Source organism: Chloroherpetonaceae bacterium, from assembly GCA_033763895.1.
GTDB lineage: Bacteria > Bacteroidota > Chlorobiia > Chlorobiales > Thermochlorobacteraceae > JANRJQ01.
On the sequence record JANRJQ010000011.1, the window covers coordinates 68,646 to 82,861 of the forward strand.

Below are 14,216 nucleotides of genomic sequence, written 5' to 3' on the forward strand. Positions count from 1 at the left end.
ATGCCAAATATTAAACCAAAGCGTTTGAAACGCGGGGATGTCATCGGTGTTATCGCCCCTGCTAGTCCTGTTTCATCGGAAGAAAAAGTAACCCAAGCTGTGAAGTTTCTTGAGCGGCTTGGGTTTTCAGTTAAGTTCGGTGCGAACACACTAAAAACTTATGGATATTTGGCAGGAACCGATGAAGAGCGCGCAGATGATATCAATTCGATGTTTGCCGATAAAGATGTAAAGGCTATTTTCTGTCTTCGTGGCGGCTATGGTACACCTCGACTGCTTCAGTTAGTCAACTATCGAGTAATCGCAAAAAATCCAAAAATCCTTGCCGGATTCTCTGATATAACGGCACTCTCTCTTGCCATTTATACCAAAACCGGACTAATTACATTTTCAGCGCCGATGATAGCTTCTGATATGGCTCATCCGGATGACTACACACAAGAAAATTTCTGGAGTATGTTAACCGAAAAAGTCGCTGCGCGATGCTTAAGAAACTTTGATGCACATGTACCGCAAGCTGTGATCGCCGGTGAATCAACCGGAAAACTCATTGGTGGCAATTTCTCTTTAGTTTCAAGCCTTATCGGAACCCCTTTTCTGCCACAACTCAATAACGCGATTTTACTTCTCGAAGATATTGGAGAAGAGCCTTACCGAATCGATCGAATGTTTTCTCATTTGTATAATGGAGGAATATTCAAAAAACTAAATGGCCTTGCATTAGGTCAGTTTAGTGATAGTGAACCCGATGATGATGGGCCAACTCTATCAATGGATGAAGTAATTTCTCATTATGCTAAAATGCTACGAAAAGGGAAACCCGCGATTCAAAATTTATCTTACGGTCATATTCGTCAGAAATTAACTTTACCTATTGGTGCTAAAGTTTTGATTAAAGCGTATCGAGGAAAAATAAACTTCGAACTCAAAGAGTCTGTGATTCAGTAAAATTAGAAATAAATCAAGCCATTGAAATCAAGTAAAAAAAAAGCGGCATTAAATGCCGCCTTTTATTCGTGACCAAAAACAATTAGACCTTGATCCGATAGCCAACCCCTTTAATGGTCTCTAAGTTTTCTTGACCAAATTTTCCGAGTCGTTGACGCACTTTGCAAACATGCACATCAACCGTTCGATCGGTAACAAAGATATTTTCACCCCAAACGCGTCTTAAAAGCATCTCGCGAGAAAATACCTTTCCTTTATTTGTGGCGAGCATCCAAAGAAGTTCAAATTCTTTTCGTGGCATAAAAACATTTTTTCCGCCGAGCGTAATTGTATGGGATTTACGGTCAATTTCAAGTGGTCCGATTTTAACTTCGGTTTCACTTTCTTCAGCTTGAATGGGAAGTGAGTTATAGCGGCGAATAATGTTGCGAAGTCTTGCACTCACAACCCGTGGGCTTGCTGATTTATGAATGTAATCATCGGCACCGACTTCAAGACTGACTACTTCATCGGATTCCTCATCTCTACTGGTGAGGATAATAATGGGCATATGCTTTGATTCAGGCATTGACCGAAGTTGACGACACAAATCTAAGCCTGCCTGCTCGCGGCGCATTAAATCAACGATGAGTGCAGAAGGCTTAATGCCAACTTTATTGATTGCTTCGGATGCACTTTGAACCCAAATGACTTTATAGCCTTCTTTCTCAAGATTGGTTCTTAAGTGTGAGGCATAAGTCATTTCGTCATCCGCTACTAATATCGTTTTCGCTTGCATAATCGTTATGTGTTTGTTTGAGTATAAAAAACGCTTTTTGGGCTTACGCTGTATGTAAACTCGCTATGATGATTAAATCGAACTGCTTGAATTCTCTGATGATATAATGAACCAATCGCGTACCACGCTGTTTCCTTGCTGACTGGAAGGCTCTTGGCAAAACTCTGCTGTATGGAGAGTTTCGGCACGATTGAACTAATTTGAAATTGATTCAAGAAAATAGAACGAACTGAGTCTTTTTTTATCTAACATCAATTTCGATGCAAATATACACATTAACTCAAGATTAACAAACGGTTAAGTGAAGATTTAAGAAGAAAAACAGGTGATTTCCTCATTTATCTGGAAATAACGGCAATTTTTACTATTTCAAGCAACGAAGAAGAAAATAAAAAAAATAAATAACAATCTACTCAATATAATATATATTTATTAACATGTTAGAAAATTAGAGACTTAACAATTAAAATCAGCCCTTTTGTCATTTGGATTAATTCGCATTCATCATTTTCTTCGGAAGGGAGCGGAAATTTAATTTGCAAGAAAAGGGTAAACATATGTGGAAAAAAGTGAGGGTGCGAGCAGAAATTTTGTATTGCTTACAAATATGTAGTGAGGAACTTAAATAAAAATTAAATTTCAGTTCAAATTCAAAAAAAATATGATTTTCAAAACAGAGTCAACAGAGATACAATCTTACCTTGAAGATTCAAGTGCCATTTATGATGGATACGCTGCCGGAGTTTATTTCCCTGAAAATGAGAATGATTTGGTAGAAATCACTAAAAATTGCGTTAACCGAGCAAAGTCGCGTGAGAAGGTTCGAATTACGCTTTCGGGAAATGGTACTGGGACGACAGGGGGCAGAATTCCCTATGGCGATTATGTCATTGCTACAGATAAACTCAATAAAATAATTTCGATAGAGAAACATCCCGATGGCAGTGGCTCTGCTCGGGTTCAAACAGGGGTATTGCTTTATGATTTTCAAGCGGAAGTTGAAAGGCAAGGAATGATTTATACGCCTGACCCTACTGAGCGCTATTGTTTTATTGGCGGTACAATTGCCAATAACTCTTCAGGTGCACGAACTTTCAAGTATGGCGCAACACGGCCATATGTATTGCAATTGAAATGCGTATTGCCAACCGGAGAACTTCTCACGATTGAAAGAGGAAAAGTTTTTTCAGATGAACGAGGGGTTATGTCTTTTGAAACTGACAATGGAAGACAAATTGTATGTCAAGTTCCTCATTATGAAATGCCTAAGACGACAAAGCATGTGGCTGGGTATTTTGTCGAAAAACGGACCGACTTGATTGATCTTATCATCGGGTCTGAAGGAACGCTTGGAATTATCGTTGAAGCACAATTGAAATTACTTCCTAAGCCTGATAATCTTTTTAGCGGTTTGATTTACTTCGATTCAGATCAACACCTTTTAGGCTTTGTTGGACAAGTTGTTGAGGAATCAAGAAAAATTGATGGAGAAAAAAAGGTTGATGCAAGAGCGGTTGAATATTTCGATCGCAACGCACTAAATTTTCTAAGAAAGAAGTATCCGCAAATTCCTGAGAAAGCTGAAGGCGCAGTTTTTTTTGAACAAGAAACCAATTCAAGTAATGAAAATTCTCTTCTTGAGAATTGGTTTTCATTGATGCAAATTCACGAGGCAATGATCGATGAATCTTGGATCGCGATGTCGCCTGATGAACAACAGAAGATAAGAGATTTTAGGCATGCGCTTCCTGTACTTGTCAATGAGTGGTATGCGAAGTATCGCCAAAGAAAAATCAGTACCGATATGGCAGTGCCCTACGCGAATTTCTCAAAATTAATGAATGCATATAAAACGGGTTGCGAAAATCAGGGTTTCGATTACATTCTTTTTGGTCACATTGGTGACGCACATCTACACCTCAATATTTTACCAAAAAATCAAGAGGAGGCTCTAAAGGCAAAAGAACTCTACAAAACTTTGATCAAATTGACCCTTGAATTGAAAGGAACTATATCTGCTGAGCACGGTGTAGGAAAGTTAAAATCTGAATTCCTTGTAGATATGTACGGTGAAGAGGGAATTAAAGAAATGGTTGCATTAAAAAAAGCTTTCGACCCCTATTTAATTATGAACATTGGGAATTTGATTCCAGAGAGATTTTATTCGTTAGGGTGACGGGGTTAATACTTTGGAACAGCAGATTTTTCGATAAGGAAAATAAACCGGAATGTCTCTATAGACAAAACAGAGAATATCAAAATAATGGAGAACAGGCCAATGACTTTCGGAATTATTGGTGGGGGGATATCGGGACTTACGGCGGCGTATCAACTTAAAAGCGCCGGCTTTGAGGTTATACTCTTTGAAAGCTCAGAGCATTTAGGCGGAAAGATTCACACAATAAAGAAAAATAAATACGCGTATGATGTTGGCCCAAATACGGTTATTGAGAACAACAATGAGTTCGTTGATTTAATTGAACGATTAGGATTAAACAATTCAAAAATAAAAGCTGATGAAAGCGCAGCAACGCGATTTATTTTATCAAAAGGGAAATTAAAAGCATTACCAACCAATCCACTTTCCTTTCTCTTCGGAAATTTTTTTTCGATTTCTACCAAACTGAAAATATTAACTGAACCCTTTAAGAAGCCAGTATCTGAAGAAGAGAGCGTTGCTGGTTTTTTTAAAAGGCGATTTAGCAAAGAACTGGTTGAACTTGTTATCAATCCTTTTGTTGCTGGTACTTATGCCTCAAGACCGGAAGAATTAAGTGTTGAGGCAGGTCTTTTCAAGCGTTTGAAAACACTGGAGCGTGAGTATGGAAGCATCATAAAGGGTTTTATCCAAGATGCAAAAAAGCAAAAGTTTATCGAAAAGAGATACAGTGGCAAAATGATTTCGTTTGATAATGGGATTTACCGAATTATCGAACGGCTGGGGGAAGATTTAGGAGACTCTATTCAATTGCATCAAACGGTATCAAAAATTGATCTCCACTCAAAGTATTACACCCTACATTATGGCGCAGCGGGCAAAAGCAAGCAAATTGATTTAGAGAGTTTAATTATTGCAACACCGGCAAAAGAAGCGGCATCGCTTTTTGGAAAAGAAGTGCATTTAAGAAAACTATCACAAACAGCCACAGTTCCCGTTGCACAAGTTTTCTTCTCATTTAATCCAATTGAATTTACACCTCAAAAAGGATTTGGATTTTTAATTCCTGAAAATGAAAATGCGAAAATATTAGGAGCGGTATTTAACTCTCATGTATTTCCTGAGAGATATTCAAACACAGTTATATCTGTCTTTATTGGAGGCTCACGGCAGCCGCATTTGGCCTTACTTGCAAAGGATGAGTTAGAAATGTTGGCCTTAACTGAACTTCAAAGAATATTGGGGTTTGCTGCAAAGCCCAAAGAAACTGAAAGTATTCAATGGAGAGAAGCGATACCACAATACACCGTGGGTTATCGTGAAACCCTACAAGAAGTCGAAAAATTCGAAGAAGACTATCAAGGAATTTACTTTTGTGGAAATTGGAAGGGTGCAATTTCAGTTCCTGATGCGATAGCAGAGGCCATCAGAACAGCAAATAAAGCAGTTGCCAAATTCAATTCATCAAGCGAAAAAAAAGTAATCCACTCATAAAAGTTAATGTTGAGAAGCAATTGCTAAAGCAGATATAAACATTCCGCCAACAAGAAAATTTTGAGCAATTGCATTATACCACACATCGCGCTCTTTCGGGTTTTCAACGAATTTAATTTGAAGGAAAATTTGAGGTAAAATCATAAAAAAGACCAGCATTGCATGAATAGGAAAGCCAAGAAATAAAAGATAAAGCGCTGCCATTACCTGTCCTACATTAATTAGAATTGATGCGATAACAGCGGCTTTTTTTTCTCCAAAAACAACGGGCAAAGTCATGATCCCAACTCGAATATCTCCTTCAGTCGATTTAAAATCATTTACAGTCATTGTGCCTGTACTGGCAATCGCGTAAAAAAGAGATATCAATATGGAAGGCAAAGTAATTTCACCTCGATAAGCAACTTCACCCGCGAGCCAAGGAAAAACCAAGTAAGAGAAGGCGACAATGATATTGCCCCACCATAAACGCTTTTTAAGTTTTATTGGCTCTGCACTGTACAAATGCGCATTGATAATTCCGAGAATCGAGTGAGTGACAACGAACGGATGAATTAGCCAAGCAGCAAAGATGGAAAGGAGAGACCATACAGCGATAAGTAAAACCGCATTAGTAAGGGAGATATCGCCAGCCGGTAATGGTCGAGTAGGTTCATTAATCTGATCAATGTGCCTATCAAAAAAATCATTCAGCATCTGGCAAGTGCCCGTTACTAAGGGTCCGGTAAGTAAAACACCTAACCAAAATTTCCAGTCAGCAAGGTTAACCCAAGTGAATAATCCACTTGCAACAGAGCCGCACACAAAACTCCAAATCACTGGAATCCAAGTGATAGGCTTTAGGAATTTAAGCAGCAAAGCAATTGGTTTTTGCTTTCGACGTTCGGTATCGCCTTTGTCTCTCCGAATACCAGAGGCATCGGACAAGCGGGATTCAAAGGAATTGGAAGAGGATCCCTGAAGGGGGCTGGAATCATTTACTTCGGGCATTGTCTTACAAATTAATGACTTGTAAGTGAATCATAGATAAGGACAGCCGCAGAAATGAAGAGTAGATTAAATAGTGCAAGTGGAAAAAGTTTTTTCCAACCTAAATCCATCAATTGATTGTATTTGAATCGTGGGATTGTCCATCGAACCCAAATAAAAACGAAAATCATGAATAAGGTTTTAGTCACAAAAGCGGCAGTTTGAAGATACCACGGTGCATCACTCCAAAATGGAACTTGATATCCTCCGAGAAATAAAGTAGAGATGACGGCTGAAGCAACAATCATATTGGCATATTCAGCCAAAAAGAAAAGCGCAAATTTCATTGACGAGTACTCGGTATGGTATCCACCGACAAGTTCTTGCTCTGCTTCGGGTAAATCAAAAGGTGCGCGGTTAGTTTCCGCAAATGCAGCAACCGTAAAAACAATAAAACCGAGGAAATTGCGGCTGCAATTCCAAAGAAGCGGATTGGCTGTTTGAGACTCAACGATATCAAGCAATGAAAGCGAATTTGAAAGCACCACCACGCTCACTACGGCAAGCCCCATTGATACCTCGTAACTAATCATTTGTGCAGAAGAGCGAAGTCCTCCGAGAAGGGAGTACTTCGAATTTGAAGACCATCCTGAAATGGTTATTCCATACACTCCTAAAGAAGTGATGGCAAGGATGTAGAGCATCCCAACACCGATATCTGCAATCGAAACGCCTTTTGAAAAAGGAACAACGGCAATGGTTGTTAGGGCAGCAAAAAGCGAAATCATAGGGGCAAGTAAATGAAAAAAATGATTGGAAGTGGCGGGAACAATATCCTCTTTGAATAGCAACTTCACCACATCTGCAATCGGTTGAAGCAGACCTGCCGGCCCAACACGATTCGGCCCGATACGGTGTTGAATCAGCGCAGCAATTCGGCGTTCAGCGTAAACGGTATATGCAACCGAGGTAAGCAAAACAAAGAGAACAATTCCTAAAACCATTAACCGGTCTAAGAATGTAAGCGTCAAGAAAAATTCATTAATCATACTTCAAAAAAATTATCGCTTCGGAAAACGCAAGGGAACAATAGGCGTATCACGATGAATTTTATAATGAATAACTGCTGATTCAATCGTGAGCCTCAATGATTCTCTTGGAAAAGGTTTAAGCAAATATCGGTAAATATTTCCTTCATTTATCATTCTTATTGCAAGAGAGGCATCTTTAGCCGAAGTCATTAAAACAGTGACTACATTTGGGAATGTATTTTTAACTGAAATTAAAAAATCAGAACCATCCATTTCTCCAGCATTCATATCACTGATTACAACTGCAATTGAATGGGTTTGAAGCCACTGAAAGGCTTCTTCCGGGGATGAGGTAATACGGCAAGTATATTTCGATGAAAAGAAATCATGATAAGCTCTTAAGTGAGCGGGATTATTATCAATAAAAATAAGTTCAAACTCAGATTTTAGATCTTGATTCAGGGAGGATATTGGAGGAACTAAAACCGAAGCCGCAGGGATGCTACGATTTGTACTCATCATAGTTCTTTGGCTATAAATAGAACAAGCATATCGAACGGTTTCTCGCAGTTTATCGGACTGCCAAGGTTTATTGATATATCGGAATATTTCGCCGACATTCACCGATTGAACAACCGCATCCAAATCGGCATATCCTGTCATTAAAATGCGAATCGTATTTGGAGATAGGTTTTTAACCTCTCTTAGAACTTCAACGCCTGTCATTGAAGGCATACGTTGATCACTGACGATAACCGAAAACGAATGGGTTTTAAGTTTTGCAATAGCATCTTCACCACGTGTTGCAGTGGATACATCATAATCATCAAAGAGCAATTCAAGCGATTGAAGAATTAATGGTTCGTCATCAAGAAACAGAATTTTGTGATCTTTCATATACAGACAGTAAAGTGGTGATGATCTAAAAAGTACTGAGAAGGCAACGCCCTATTCAGATTGTATGCTGAACAGGGCATTTCTCTTTACTCGGCAAAAGGAGAATCGAAATCAGAATTTGCTAATGGTTTGATTGATGATGCTGTCGTTTGATTGGCTGAGTTGGCCACAGGAAGTTCAATTGTGAATTCCGTGCCTTTACCCGGCGCGCTTTGAACATGAATTGTGCCCTTATGTTTTTCAATAATTTTGAAAACAATGGATAAGCCTAGACCGGTTCCTTTGCCTACTTCCTTTGTGGTAAAGAAAGGTTCAAAAATCTTTTTAAGGTTTTCGGGTGGAATTCCAACGCCATTATCAGCGATTTTTATTATCACTTTATCCGCTTGGTGAGCCGTTTTAATGATGATTCGACCGGATCTTTCATCAACGGCTTGAACAGCATTGGTCACCAAATTGAGAAAAACCTGATTCATTTGAGCCGGAAAGCACATTACATCAGGGATTGATGAAAAGTGCTTTTCAATGGAAATTCCGCCTTTGAACAAGTGACCCGCAATTTTCAAGGTTGATTCTAACGAATCATTAATGTTTGTTAGTTTGAAGGTTGCTTCATCTAACCGAGAGAAATTTTTAAGATTGATAATCAAATCTTGAATTCGGTCAATCCCTTCAAGGGTACTCTTAAATAGATTTTCTGATTCATTATAAACGCGATTTTTAACTTTTTGGGAGAGCGAATCAATTTGCGAAAGCATCATTGCAACATCACTTGGGCTTCCATACATAATTTGACCGCGAAGTTTATCATACGCAGCAACCAAATCTTTGACTTCTCTATTTTTAGTTTCTAAAAGATCAACATTATTACGTATAAATCCGAGTGGTGTATTCATTTCATGAGCTAAGCCGGCAACCATTTGTCCTAAGGATGACATTTTTTCTGCTTGCATCAGTTGAACTTCGGTATTTCGTGCATTCTCTTTTAGGCTCATCATTTCAGTGATTTCCATTACGAAGGTCACCTTTTTGCGCTTACCGTCCGAACCGACAATCCGTGCTGCATCTGCAAGAATATAGAGCGGCTTTCCAGTTTTGTGAACGGTTTGCCATTCCCCACGAACTTCTTTATAGCCATCGAGGTACTTTTGATGTAAATCAATCCAAAAATCACGTTTATCGGATGGTACAATTTTCGTGAAGGGTTGCCCAATCAATTCCTGAGCGGAATATCCGTAAATATCACTATAAGCTTTGTTGACATATTCAAGAACACAACTTTCATTTGTGATACAAATTCCAAGAGGCGTTGCATCAATAATGGTTCTGAGTCGAGATTCACTTTGACGAACCGCGTCATCGGCGTTTGCAGAATTTAAAGAAGGTGCTGAAGGTTGTGCCGTTGGAGCAGAAGTCGCGGGCGACCCACTTCGGCTTGCAAGTTTTTGCAACCATTCATCATAATTCATTGGGGGTGGGGCAGATGAACCCCCGGAAATTTGCGCGGGTTTGGTACCTTCAGATAAATTTGAGCCTTGACCTAACTGTTGTTGAAATTGATTTAGCGCATTTTGGAAATCGGACATTAAATAATTGAGCCCACCTGTCGGAAGCTGTCCTACAGATTGAAAGCGCATCATCATATCAATCATTTCCATTTGTTCAACGGCTTTGAGTGCTTTTTTGAGGGTCTTTTTGAGTTTCTTGAAGTCAGTCATAGTGGTATCAATTGTTTTAATCTTGAAAAGAGGAGCGATATGCTGAGACTCAATTGCGCTAAAAAGCGTTCGTTTTGATAATCCAGTTATGCTCATTTTTAGATTTCTAATATAAGAAAGGGATATTTTTAAGAAGGTCTTAAATGAAAAAACTTCACGAATTAGCATCAACTTACTGACAAATGACATACAAATTATTTTATCTAATTTTTCTGATTAATGGGTGTGCTTCACCTGCTTCCAACGAAATTACTTCTGAGGTAAGCGGCATCACTAGAACGGATGCACAAGGGAGGGTTCTGCAACAAGACCCCGACGATTGGAGAATACAGAGAAACTTTAACGGCTTTATCAGTCTAGACCCACTTTATCCAAATCCAACTTCAAATGGAATTGTTAGTATAGGGATTCGGTATTCACTTCCTTCTCCTATTCGTTTAGATATTTTATCTACTTCTACTGCAAATACACCGGTTCTCGTTGGATCATTTAATACGCCAAGTTTTGGGACACAATTTTACACCTTCAATTTGCAATCTTTAAGCGCAACAGGAAATCTTGCAGAACTCAAGGGAAAGATTTTTAGGCTGCGTTTCTATGATGGAAGCGGGGCGCTAATTACTTATGGGGATGTACAATTTGAATAAATGAGTTTCAATTTATGGGTGAATTATGGAAAGAATGAGAATCGCAGATAAAATTCCAAGAATATCGGCAAAAAGATCTTTAAGACTAAAAATATTTGTGGGAGATAAATCATCGGCAATTTCTTTTCCAAAGCCAATCATTAAGGTTGCGCCAGCGGAAGGAAGCATCGCATCGTTATTTGGTAATGATAATGCTGATTTTGCAGAGTAATATCCCGCAAGCGTCATCAAAAAACTCAAGCCAAAGTGCTTTAATTTATCAGTGCCCAGCCATTGTTCATTTTGTGAAAGGGTAACTTTTAGTGAGCTTATGTTTGGTTGCCGAAAAATACTTATTACTGAGATTGAATTTGAGTCCAAAGTAGGCGTTGAGGAGATCAGGGGAGACTGTTGTGAAAAATGAAATGAGTGAGTTGAAGAAGAAGTGAAAACAGGAGTTAAAAATATGTTTAATGAAGAAAATTCACTGTTGGTTTGTTCAATGAAATCATTCGAGGAGCGGTTGTTAGCAAATTGAATTCGCCATTGACTTGAAAAATCAATTGAATTGTTAATCTTAAAAGTTTGAGATTGAAGAATATGAGGGTAAAAGAATTCACACAAAAAAATCAATTGAATAAGGGATGGCAAAGTGAAATAAAAAGGGGAAGAGGCGATTTTTTTCATTTTTGAAATATCGGCATAAGATGTTAAGCCGTTTCGTTGGGGGCATTGTTTTTTTGGCGCAATAGAATACTAACGATTCTATTTCCTTCTACCTTTTCAATCTCGATTTCATAATTTTGGTAATCAATTTTCGATTTTTCGTCGGGAATATCTTCGGCAAGATGTAAAACAAGTCCTCCTACGGTGGTATAGTCTCCGCTTTGATCCTCCGCTTCTTCAAGAAAAACTGATTTTCCGATCAGTTCATTTGCTTCTGAGATAGACAGTGATGCATCGAGCCAGAAAGCGCCGTCTGGCATAAGTTTATGTGATGCGGATTGTGAATTTGGGGAAAAGTCACCCTCGCCGATGATGGTCAGTATTACATCTTCAAGTGTTAAAAGACCGGCCGTACCGCCATATTCATCAACAACAATTGCCAAGTGCATTCTCCGTTTTTGGAACTCTCGTAATACATCGTCGAGATGCTGCGTTTCGGGGACAAAAATGGGCTGTCGTGCAATTTTCAACCAATCGTCTTTAGTGAATTTCTTTCTTGAATTCAAAAACTTAATGAGATCTTTTGCATACACAACCCCAACGATGTTATCCAAATTGCCATCATATAAGGGAAGGCGAGATCGCTTTTGCTCGATAATGATATCAAGCGTTTCAGCAAGTGAATCTTCAACACTGATTGCTACGATTTCTGTTCTTGGCGTCATGATTTTACGGACTTGCCTTTCGCGAAAATCGAGCAAGTTTGTTAGGAGTTCTTTCTCAGTATCTTCAAGGTTTGTTCGTTCAAGGCCAATTTTTGCGATGGTTTCTATATCATCCTCTGAGAGTGTTTTTTCGGCAAGAATCTCAGCGCCGCGAATTCGAAGTATAAACCCTTCAACAAAAGAGGTGAGAAGTAAAACGGTTTCTGAAAGAGGATAAAATAAGATTTGAAAAAACAAAACGCCTCGTGCTGAAATCATTGCGAATCGTTCTGAATGCTTAACGGCAACAACTTTTGGGACGATTTCTCCAAAAACTAAAATAATAAAGGTGACTCCTAAGATATCCGTCAGATATGCGGCTACGGGAGAAAGCGTGTAGTACTGAATCAAGGAATGGGTAAAACTTGCCATTATGACAGAAATACCGACATTAACAAGTGTATTGCCAATTAAAAGTGTAACCAAAATTCTCTTTGGATTTTGTTGCATATCCAAAAGCATTTCGATTCGGGAGCGATCTTCAGGGGATTCGCGAAGGCGAATTTTGAGATTTTCTTGGGTGAGCGAAAAAAGGGCAACTTCAGAACCCGAAAAAAACGCTGATAAAACAAGTAGTAAAGGTACCGCCCATAATATCAGCGTGTTTTGCAGAATAATTTCGATGGTTATCTCCGTTTAATTAGCCAAATGGAGGCCACGATTCAAAGTGACCTTTTTAGATTTTGGCACAAAAAATAATGCTTCAGAATGGGAGATCATCTTTATCGGGAGCCAGTGGAACATCATCCGGATTAAATTTCGGTTTTGAAGATGATTTTGAAAATCCTTCGTCCGGCGAAGACATTGATGAGGACTCTCGTTGGCTTGATCCGCCCATACCGCCTAACATTTGCATATCTGTACAAACGATTTCGGTCATGTAGTTCTTTTTTCCGGTCTCTTTATCGTCCCACGAGCGGGTTTGAAGTTTACCCTCAATATAAACTTGTTTGCCTTTGGTAAGATATTGCTTACAAATTTCAGCGAGTTTATCCCACACCACAATCCGGTGCCACTCAGTTTTTTCAACGGTTTGACCGTTTTTATCCTTGTAACTGTCTCCGGTGGCGATATTGAAATTAACGACAGTTGAGCCACTCGGGGTGACTCGTGTTTCAGGATCGGCGCCTAAGCGGCCGATGAGCATTACTTTATTCAGGTCTCGCGCCATAATTGATTTTGAAAGAGGATTAAAAGTGGAAAAAGATTAATGTAATTATCAAAAAAAATTAATTGTAACAAATTAAAATAACAATTTGAAGTGCATTCATCCAAATTGACTCGCAGAACTATCTCCTGATTTAATCAAAAGGAATAATTGAAGGATGTTTTATTTCCCTTCAAAAATACTTTTAACGAAAGCGGTTCTTCGGCGTGCAATTGGAATTTGAGAACCATCCGAAAGTTTTAGCATCATGTTTCCATTAAACCAAGGAATCAATTCAGAGACGCTATTGATTTGAACAATATGACTCCGATGAACCCTTAAGAAATCGGAGCTTTGAAGCCGAAGTTCCAATTCGTCCAGTGTAAAGTCTGTTCTAAATTTACCTTCTTTCAAATAGACATAAACCAATTTGTCCTCGGCTTCGATTCGAATGACTTCCGCAAGATGAATCACCTTTAATTTGGTTCCTACCGAAACACTAAGCCTTGAAAGCGGGGAGTTTTCTCTTGATTTTTTTAATTGTTCAAGTTGAATGGGATTTTCTTTCGAGGCGATTTTTTCGAAAACGTGATTTAATGAATCAATGAGTCGCTCTAATCGGACGGGTTTCGTTAAATAATCAATGGCGTGAATCTCAAAAGCTTTGATTGCGAATTCATCAAAAGCAGTAACAAAAATTACCATTGGAAGGGGCTTGGGAAGCAAGTCTAAAACGTCGAAGCCCGACATTCCGGGCATTTGAATGTCAAGAAAAATGAGGTCAGGAGAATGCGCGGCAATAAGTTCAATGGCTTCTGATCCATTTTTTGCCTCTGCAACGACTTGAATCTCGAAATCTGTTTTCTTTAAGAGCGAGATAAAGCGCTCACGGGCCAAGTGTTCATCGTCAACAATAAGACAGCGAAGCATAAGTTTTGATTTATTGAAGAAGAACTTTCAGAAAAAGTCAGTTTGGTGTGATGGAATTAAACTTGCTTTATGATAAAAAAGACTACTTTA

The 14,216-nt window shown here is 38.8% G+C and carries 14 protein-coding genes; 4 read left to right on the forward strand and 10 right to left on the reverse strand.

Translation table 11 applies throughout. The features are described from left to right. Window positions 1-948, forward strand: a complete 948-nt coding sequence (locus SFU91_12660; GenBank protein ID MDX2129876.1) for an LD-carboxypeptidase — start codon at window positions 1-3, stop codon at window positions 946-948. A gap of 82 nt (window positions 949-1,030) precedes the next feature. Here SFU91_12660 and SFU91_12665 read toward each other — a convergent pair whose 3' ends face one another. Together SFU91_12665 and SFU91_12670 are read right to left on the reverse strand one after the other, a co-directional pair. Next, on the reverse strand, window positions 1,031-1,726 hold the full coding sequence (locus SFU91_12665) for a response regulator transcription factor (GenBank protein ID MDX2129877.1): 696 nt from the start codon (window positions 1,724-1,726) through the stop codon (window positions 1,031-1,033). 5 nt (window positions 1,727-1,731) lie between these two features. Next, window positions 1,732-1,914: a hypothetical protein gene (locus tag SFU91_12670; protein ID MDX2129878.1), complete on the reverse strand. Its 183-nt coding sequence runs from the start codon at window positions 1,912-1,914 to the stop codon at window positions 1,732-1,734. A 473-nt stretch (window positions 1,915-2,387) separates the two neighbouring features. Between SFU91_12670 and SFU91_12675 the strand changes: the two genes are divergently transcribed. Continuing rightward, window positions 2,388-3,902: an FAD-binding oxidoreductase gene (locus SFU91_12675; protein MDX2129879.1), complete on the forward strand. Its 1,515-nt coding sequence runs from the start codon at window positions 2,388-2,390 to the stop codon at window positions 3,900-3,902. Between the two features lie 102 nt (window positions 3,903-4,004). Beyond that, complete coding sequence (hemG, locus tag SFU91_12680) at window positions 4,005-5,378, forward strand: protoporphyrinogen oxidase (protein ID MDX2129880.1); 1,374 nt, start codon at window positions 4,005-4,007, stop codon at window positions 5,376-5,378. 3 nt (window positions 5,379-5,381) lie between these two features. Here hemG and chlG read toward each other — a convergent pair whose 3' ends face one another. The 4 genes from chlG to SFU91_12700 all read right to left on the reverse strand — a co-directional run bounded on the left by chlG (window position 5,382) and on the right by SFU91_12700 (window position 10,089). Then, window positions 5,382-6,368, reverse strand: a complete 987-nt coding sequence (gene chlG, locus SFU91_12685) for a chlorophyll synthase ChlG (GenBank protein MDX2129881.1) — start codon at window positions 6,366-6,368, stop codon at window positions 5,382-5,384. 11 nt (window positions 6,369-6,379) lie between these two features. Beyond that, a complete protein-coding gene (gene nuoH, locus SFU91_12690; GenBank protein MDX2129882.1) occupies window positions 6,380-7,396 on the reverse strand; it encodes an NADH-quinone oxidoreductase subunit NuoH in 1,017 nt (338 codons plus the stop codon). A 12-nt stretch (window positions 7,397-7,408) separates the two neighbouring features. Next, entirely contained in the window at window positions 7,409-8,275 is an 867-nt protein-coding gene (locus tag SFU91_12695) for a response regulator (protein MDX2129883.1), read from the reverse strand. A gap of 86 nt (window positions 8,276-8,361) precedes the next feature. Beyond that, window positions 8,362-10,089: an ATP-binding protein gene (locus SFU91_12700; protein ID MDX2129884.1), complete on the reverse strand. Its 1,728-nt coding sequence runs from the start codon at window positions 10,087-10,089 to the stop codon at window positions 8,362-8,364. A gap of 86 nt (window positions 10,090-10,175) precedes the next feature. Between SFU91_12700 and SFU91_12705 the strand changes: the two genes are divergently transcribed. Continuing rightward, window positions 10,176-10,640 (forward strand): hypothetical protein, encoded by a 465-nt coding sequence (locus SFU91_12705; protein MDX2129885.1) that lies wholly within the window; start codon window positions 10,176-10,178, stop codon window positions 10,638-10,640. A gap of 12 nt (window positions 10,641-10,652) precedes the next feature. Here the strand turns inward: SFU91_12705 and SFU91_12710 are convergent, their stop codons facing one another. The 4 genes from SFU91_12710 to SFU91_12725 all read right to left on the reverse strand — a co-directional run bounded on the left by SFU91_12710 (window position 10,653) and on the right by SFU91_12725 (window position 14,126). After that, window positions 10,653-10,880: a hypothetical protein gene (locus SFU91_12710; protein MDX2129886.1), complete on the reverse strand. Its 228-nt coding sequence runs from the start codon at window positions 10,878-10,880 to the stop codon at window positions 10,653-10,655. A 449-nt stretch (window positions 10,881-11,329) separates the two neighbouring features. Beyond that, window positions 11,330-12,679 carry a hemolysin family protein gene (locus tag SFU91_12715; GenBank protein ID MDX2129887.1) on the reverse strand — a complete coding sequence of 450 codons (1,350 nt, stop codon included), beginning with the start codon at window positions 12,677-12,679 and terminating at the stop codon, window positions 11,330-11,332. Window positions 12,680-12,752: 73 nt separating this feature from the next. Continuing rightward, complete coding sequence (locus SFU91_12720) at window positions 12,753-13,220, reverse strand: single-stranded DNA-binding protein (GenBank protein MDX2129888.1); 468 nt, start codon at window positions 13,218-13,220, stop codon at window positions 12,753-12,755. 159 nt (window positions 13,221-13,379) lie between these two features. Then, on the reverse strand, window positions 13,380-14,126 hold the full coding sequence (locus SFU91_12725; protein ID MDX2129889.1) for a response regulator: 747 nt from the start codon (window positions 14,124-14,126) through the stop codon (window positions 13,380-13,382). Window positions 14,127-14,216: the final 90 nt, after the last annotated feature.

Bases quoted from the DNA above. Each gene is read 5' to 3' on its own strand.
- SFU91_12725 (MDX2129889.1), bottom strand. From the start codon at position 14,126: ATGCTTCGCTGTCTTATTGTTGACGATGAACACTTGGCCCGTGAGCGC.
- SFU91_12665 (MDX2129877.1), bottom strand. From the start codon at position 1,726: ATGCAAGCGAAAACGATATTAGTAGCGGATGACGAAATGACTTATGCC.
- SFU91_12660 (MDX2129876.1), top strand. From the start codon at position 1: ATGCCAAATATTAAACCAAAGCGTTTGAAACGCGGGGATGTCATCGGT.
- SFU91_12720 (MDX2129888.1), bottom strand. From the start codon at position 13,220: ATGGCGCGAGACCTGAATAAAGTAATGCTCATCGGCCGCTTAGGCGCC.
- nuoH (MDX2129882.1), bottom strand. From the start codon at position 7,396: ATGATTAATGAATTTTTCTTGACGCTTACATTCTTAGACCGGTTAATG.
- SFU91_12695 (MDX2129883.1), bottom strand. From the start codon at position 8,275: ATGAAAGATCACAAAATTCTGTTTCTTGATGACGAACCATTAATTCTT.
- SFU91_12700 (MDX2129884.1), bottom strand. From the start codon at position 10,089: ATGAGCATAACTGGATTATCAAAACGAACGCTTTTTAGCGCAATTGAG.
- SFU91_12675 (MDX2129879.1), top strand. From the start codon at position 2,388: ATGATTTTCAAAACAGAGTCAACAGAGATACAATCTTACCTTGAAGAT.
- chlG (MDX2129881.1), bottom strand. From the start codon at position 6,368: ATGCCCGAAGTAAATGATTCCAGCCCCCTTCAGGGATCCTCTTCCAAT.
- hemG (MDX2129880.1), top strand. From the start codon at position 4,005: ATGACTTTCGGAATTATTGGTGGGGGGATATCGGGACTTACGGCGGCG.
- SFU91_12705 (MDX2129885.1), top strand. From the start codon at position 10,176: ATGACATACAAATTATTTTATCTAATTTTTCTGATTAATGGGTGTGCT.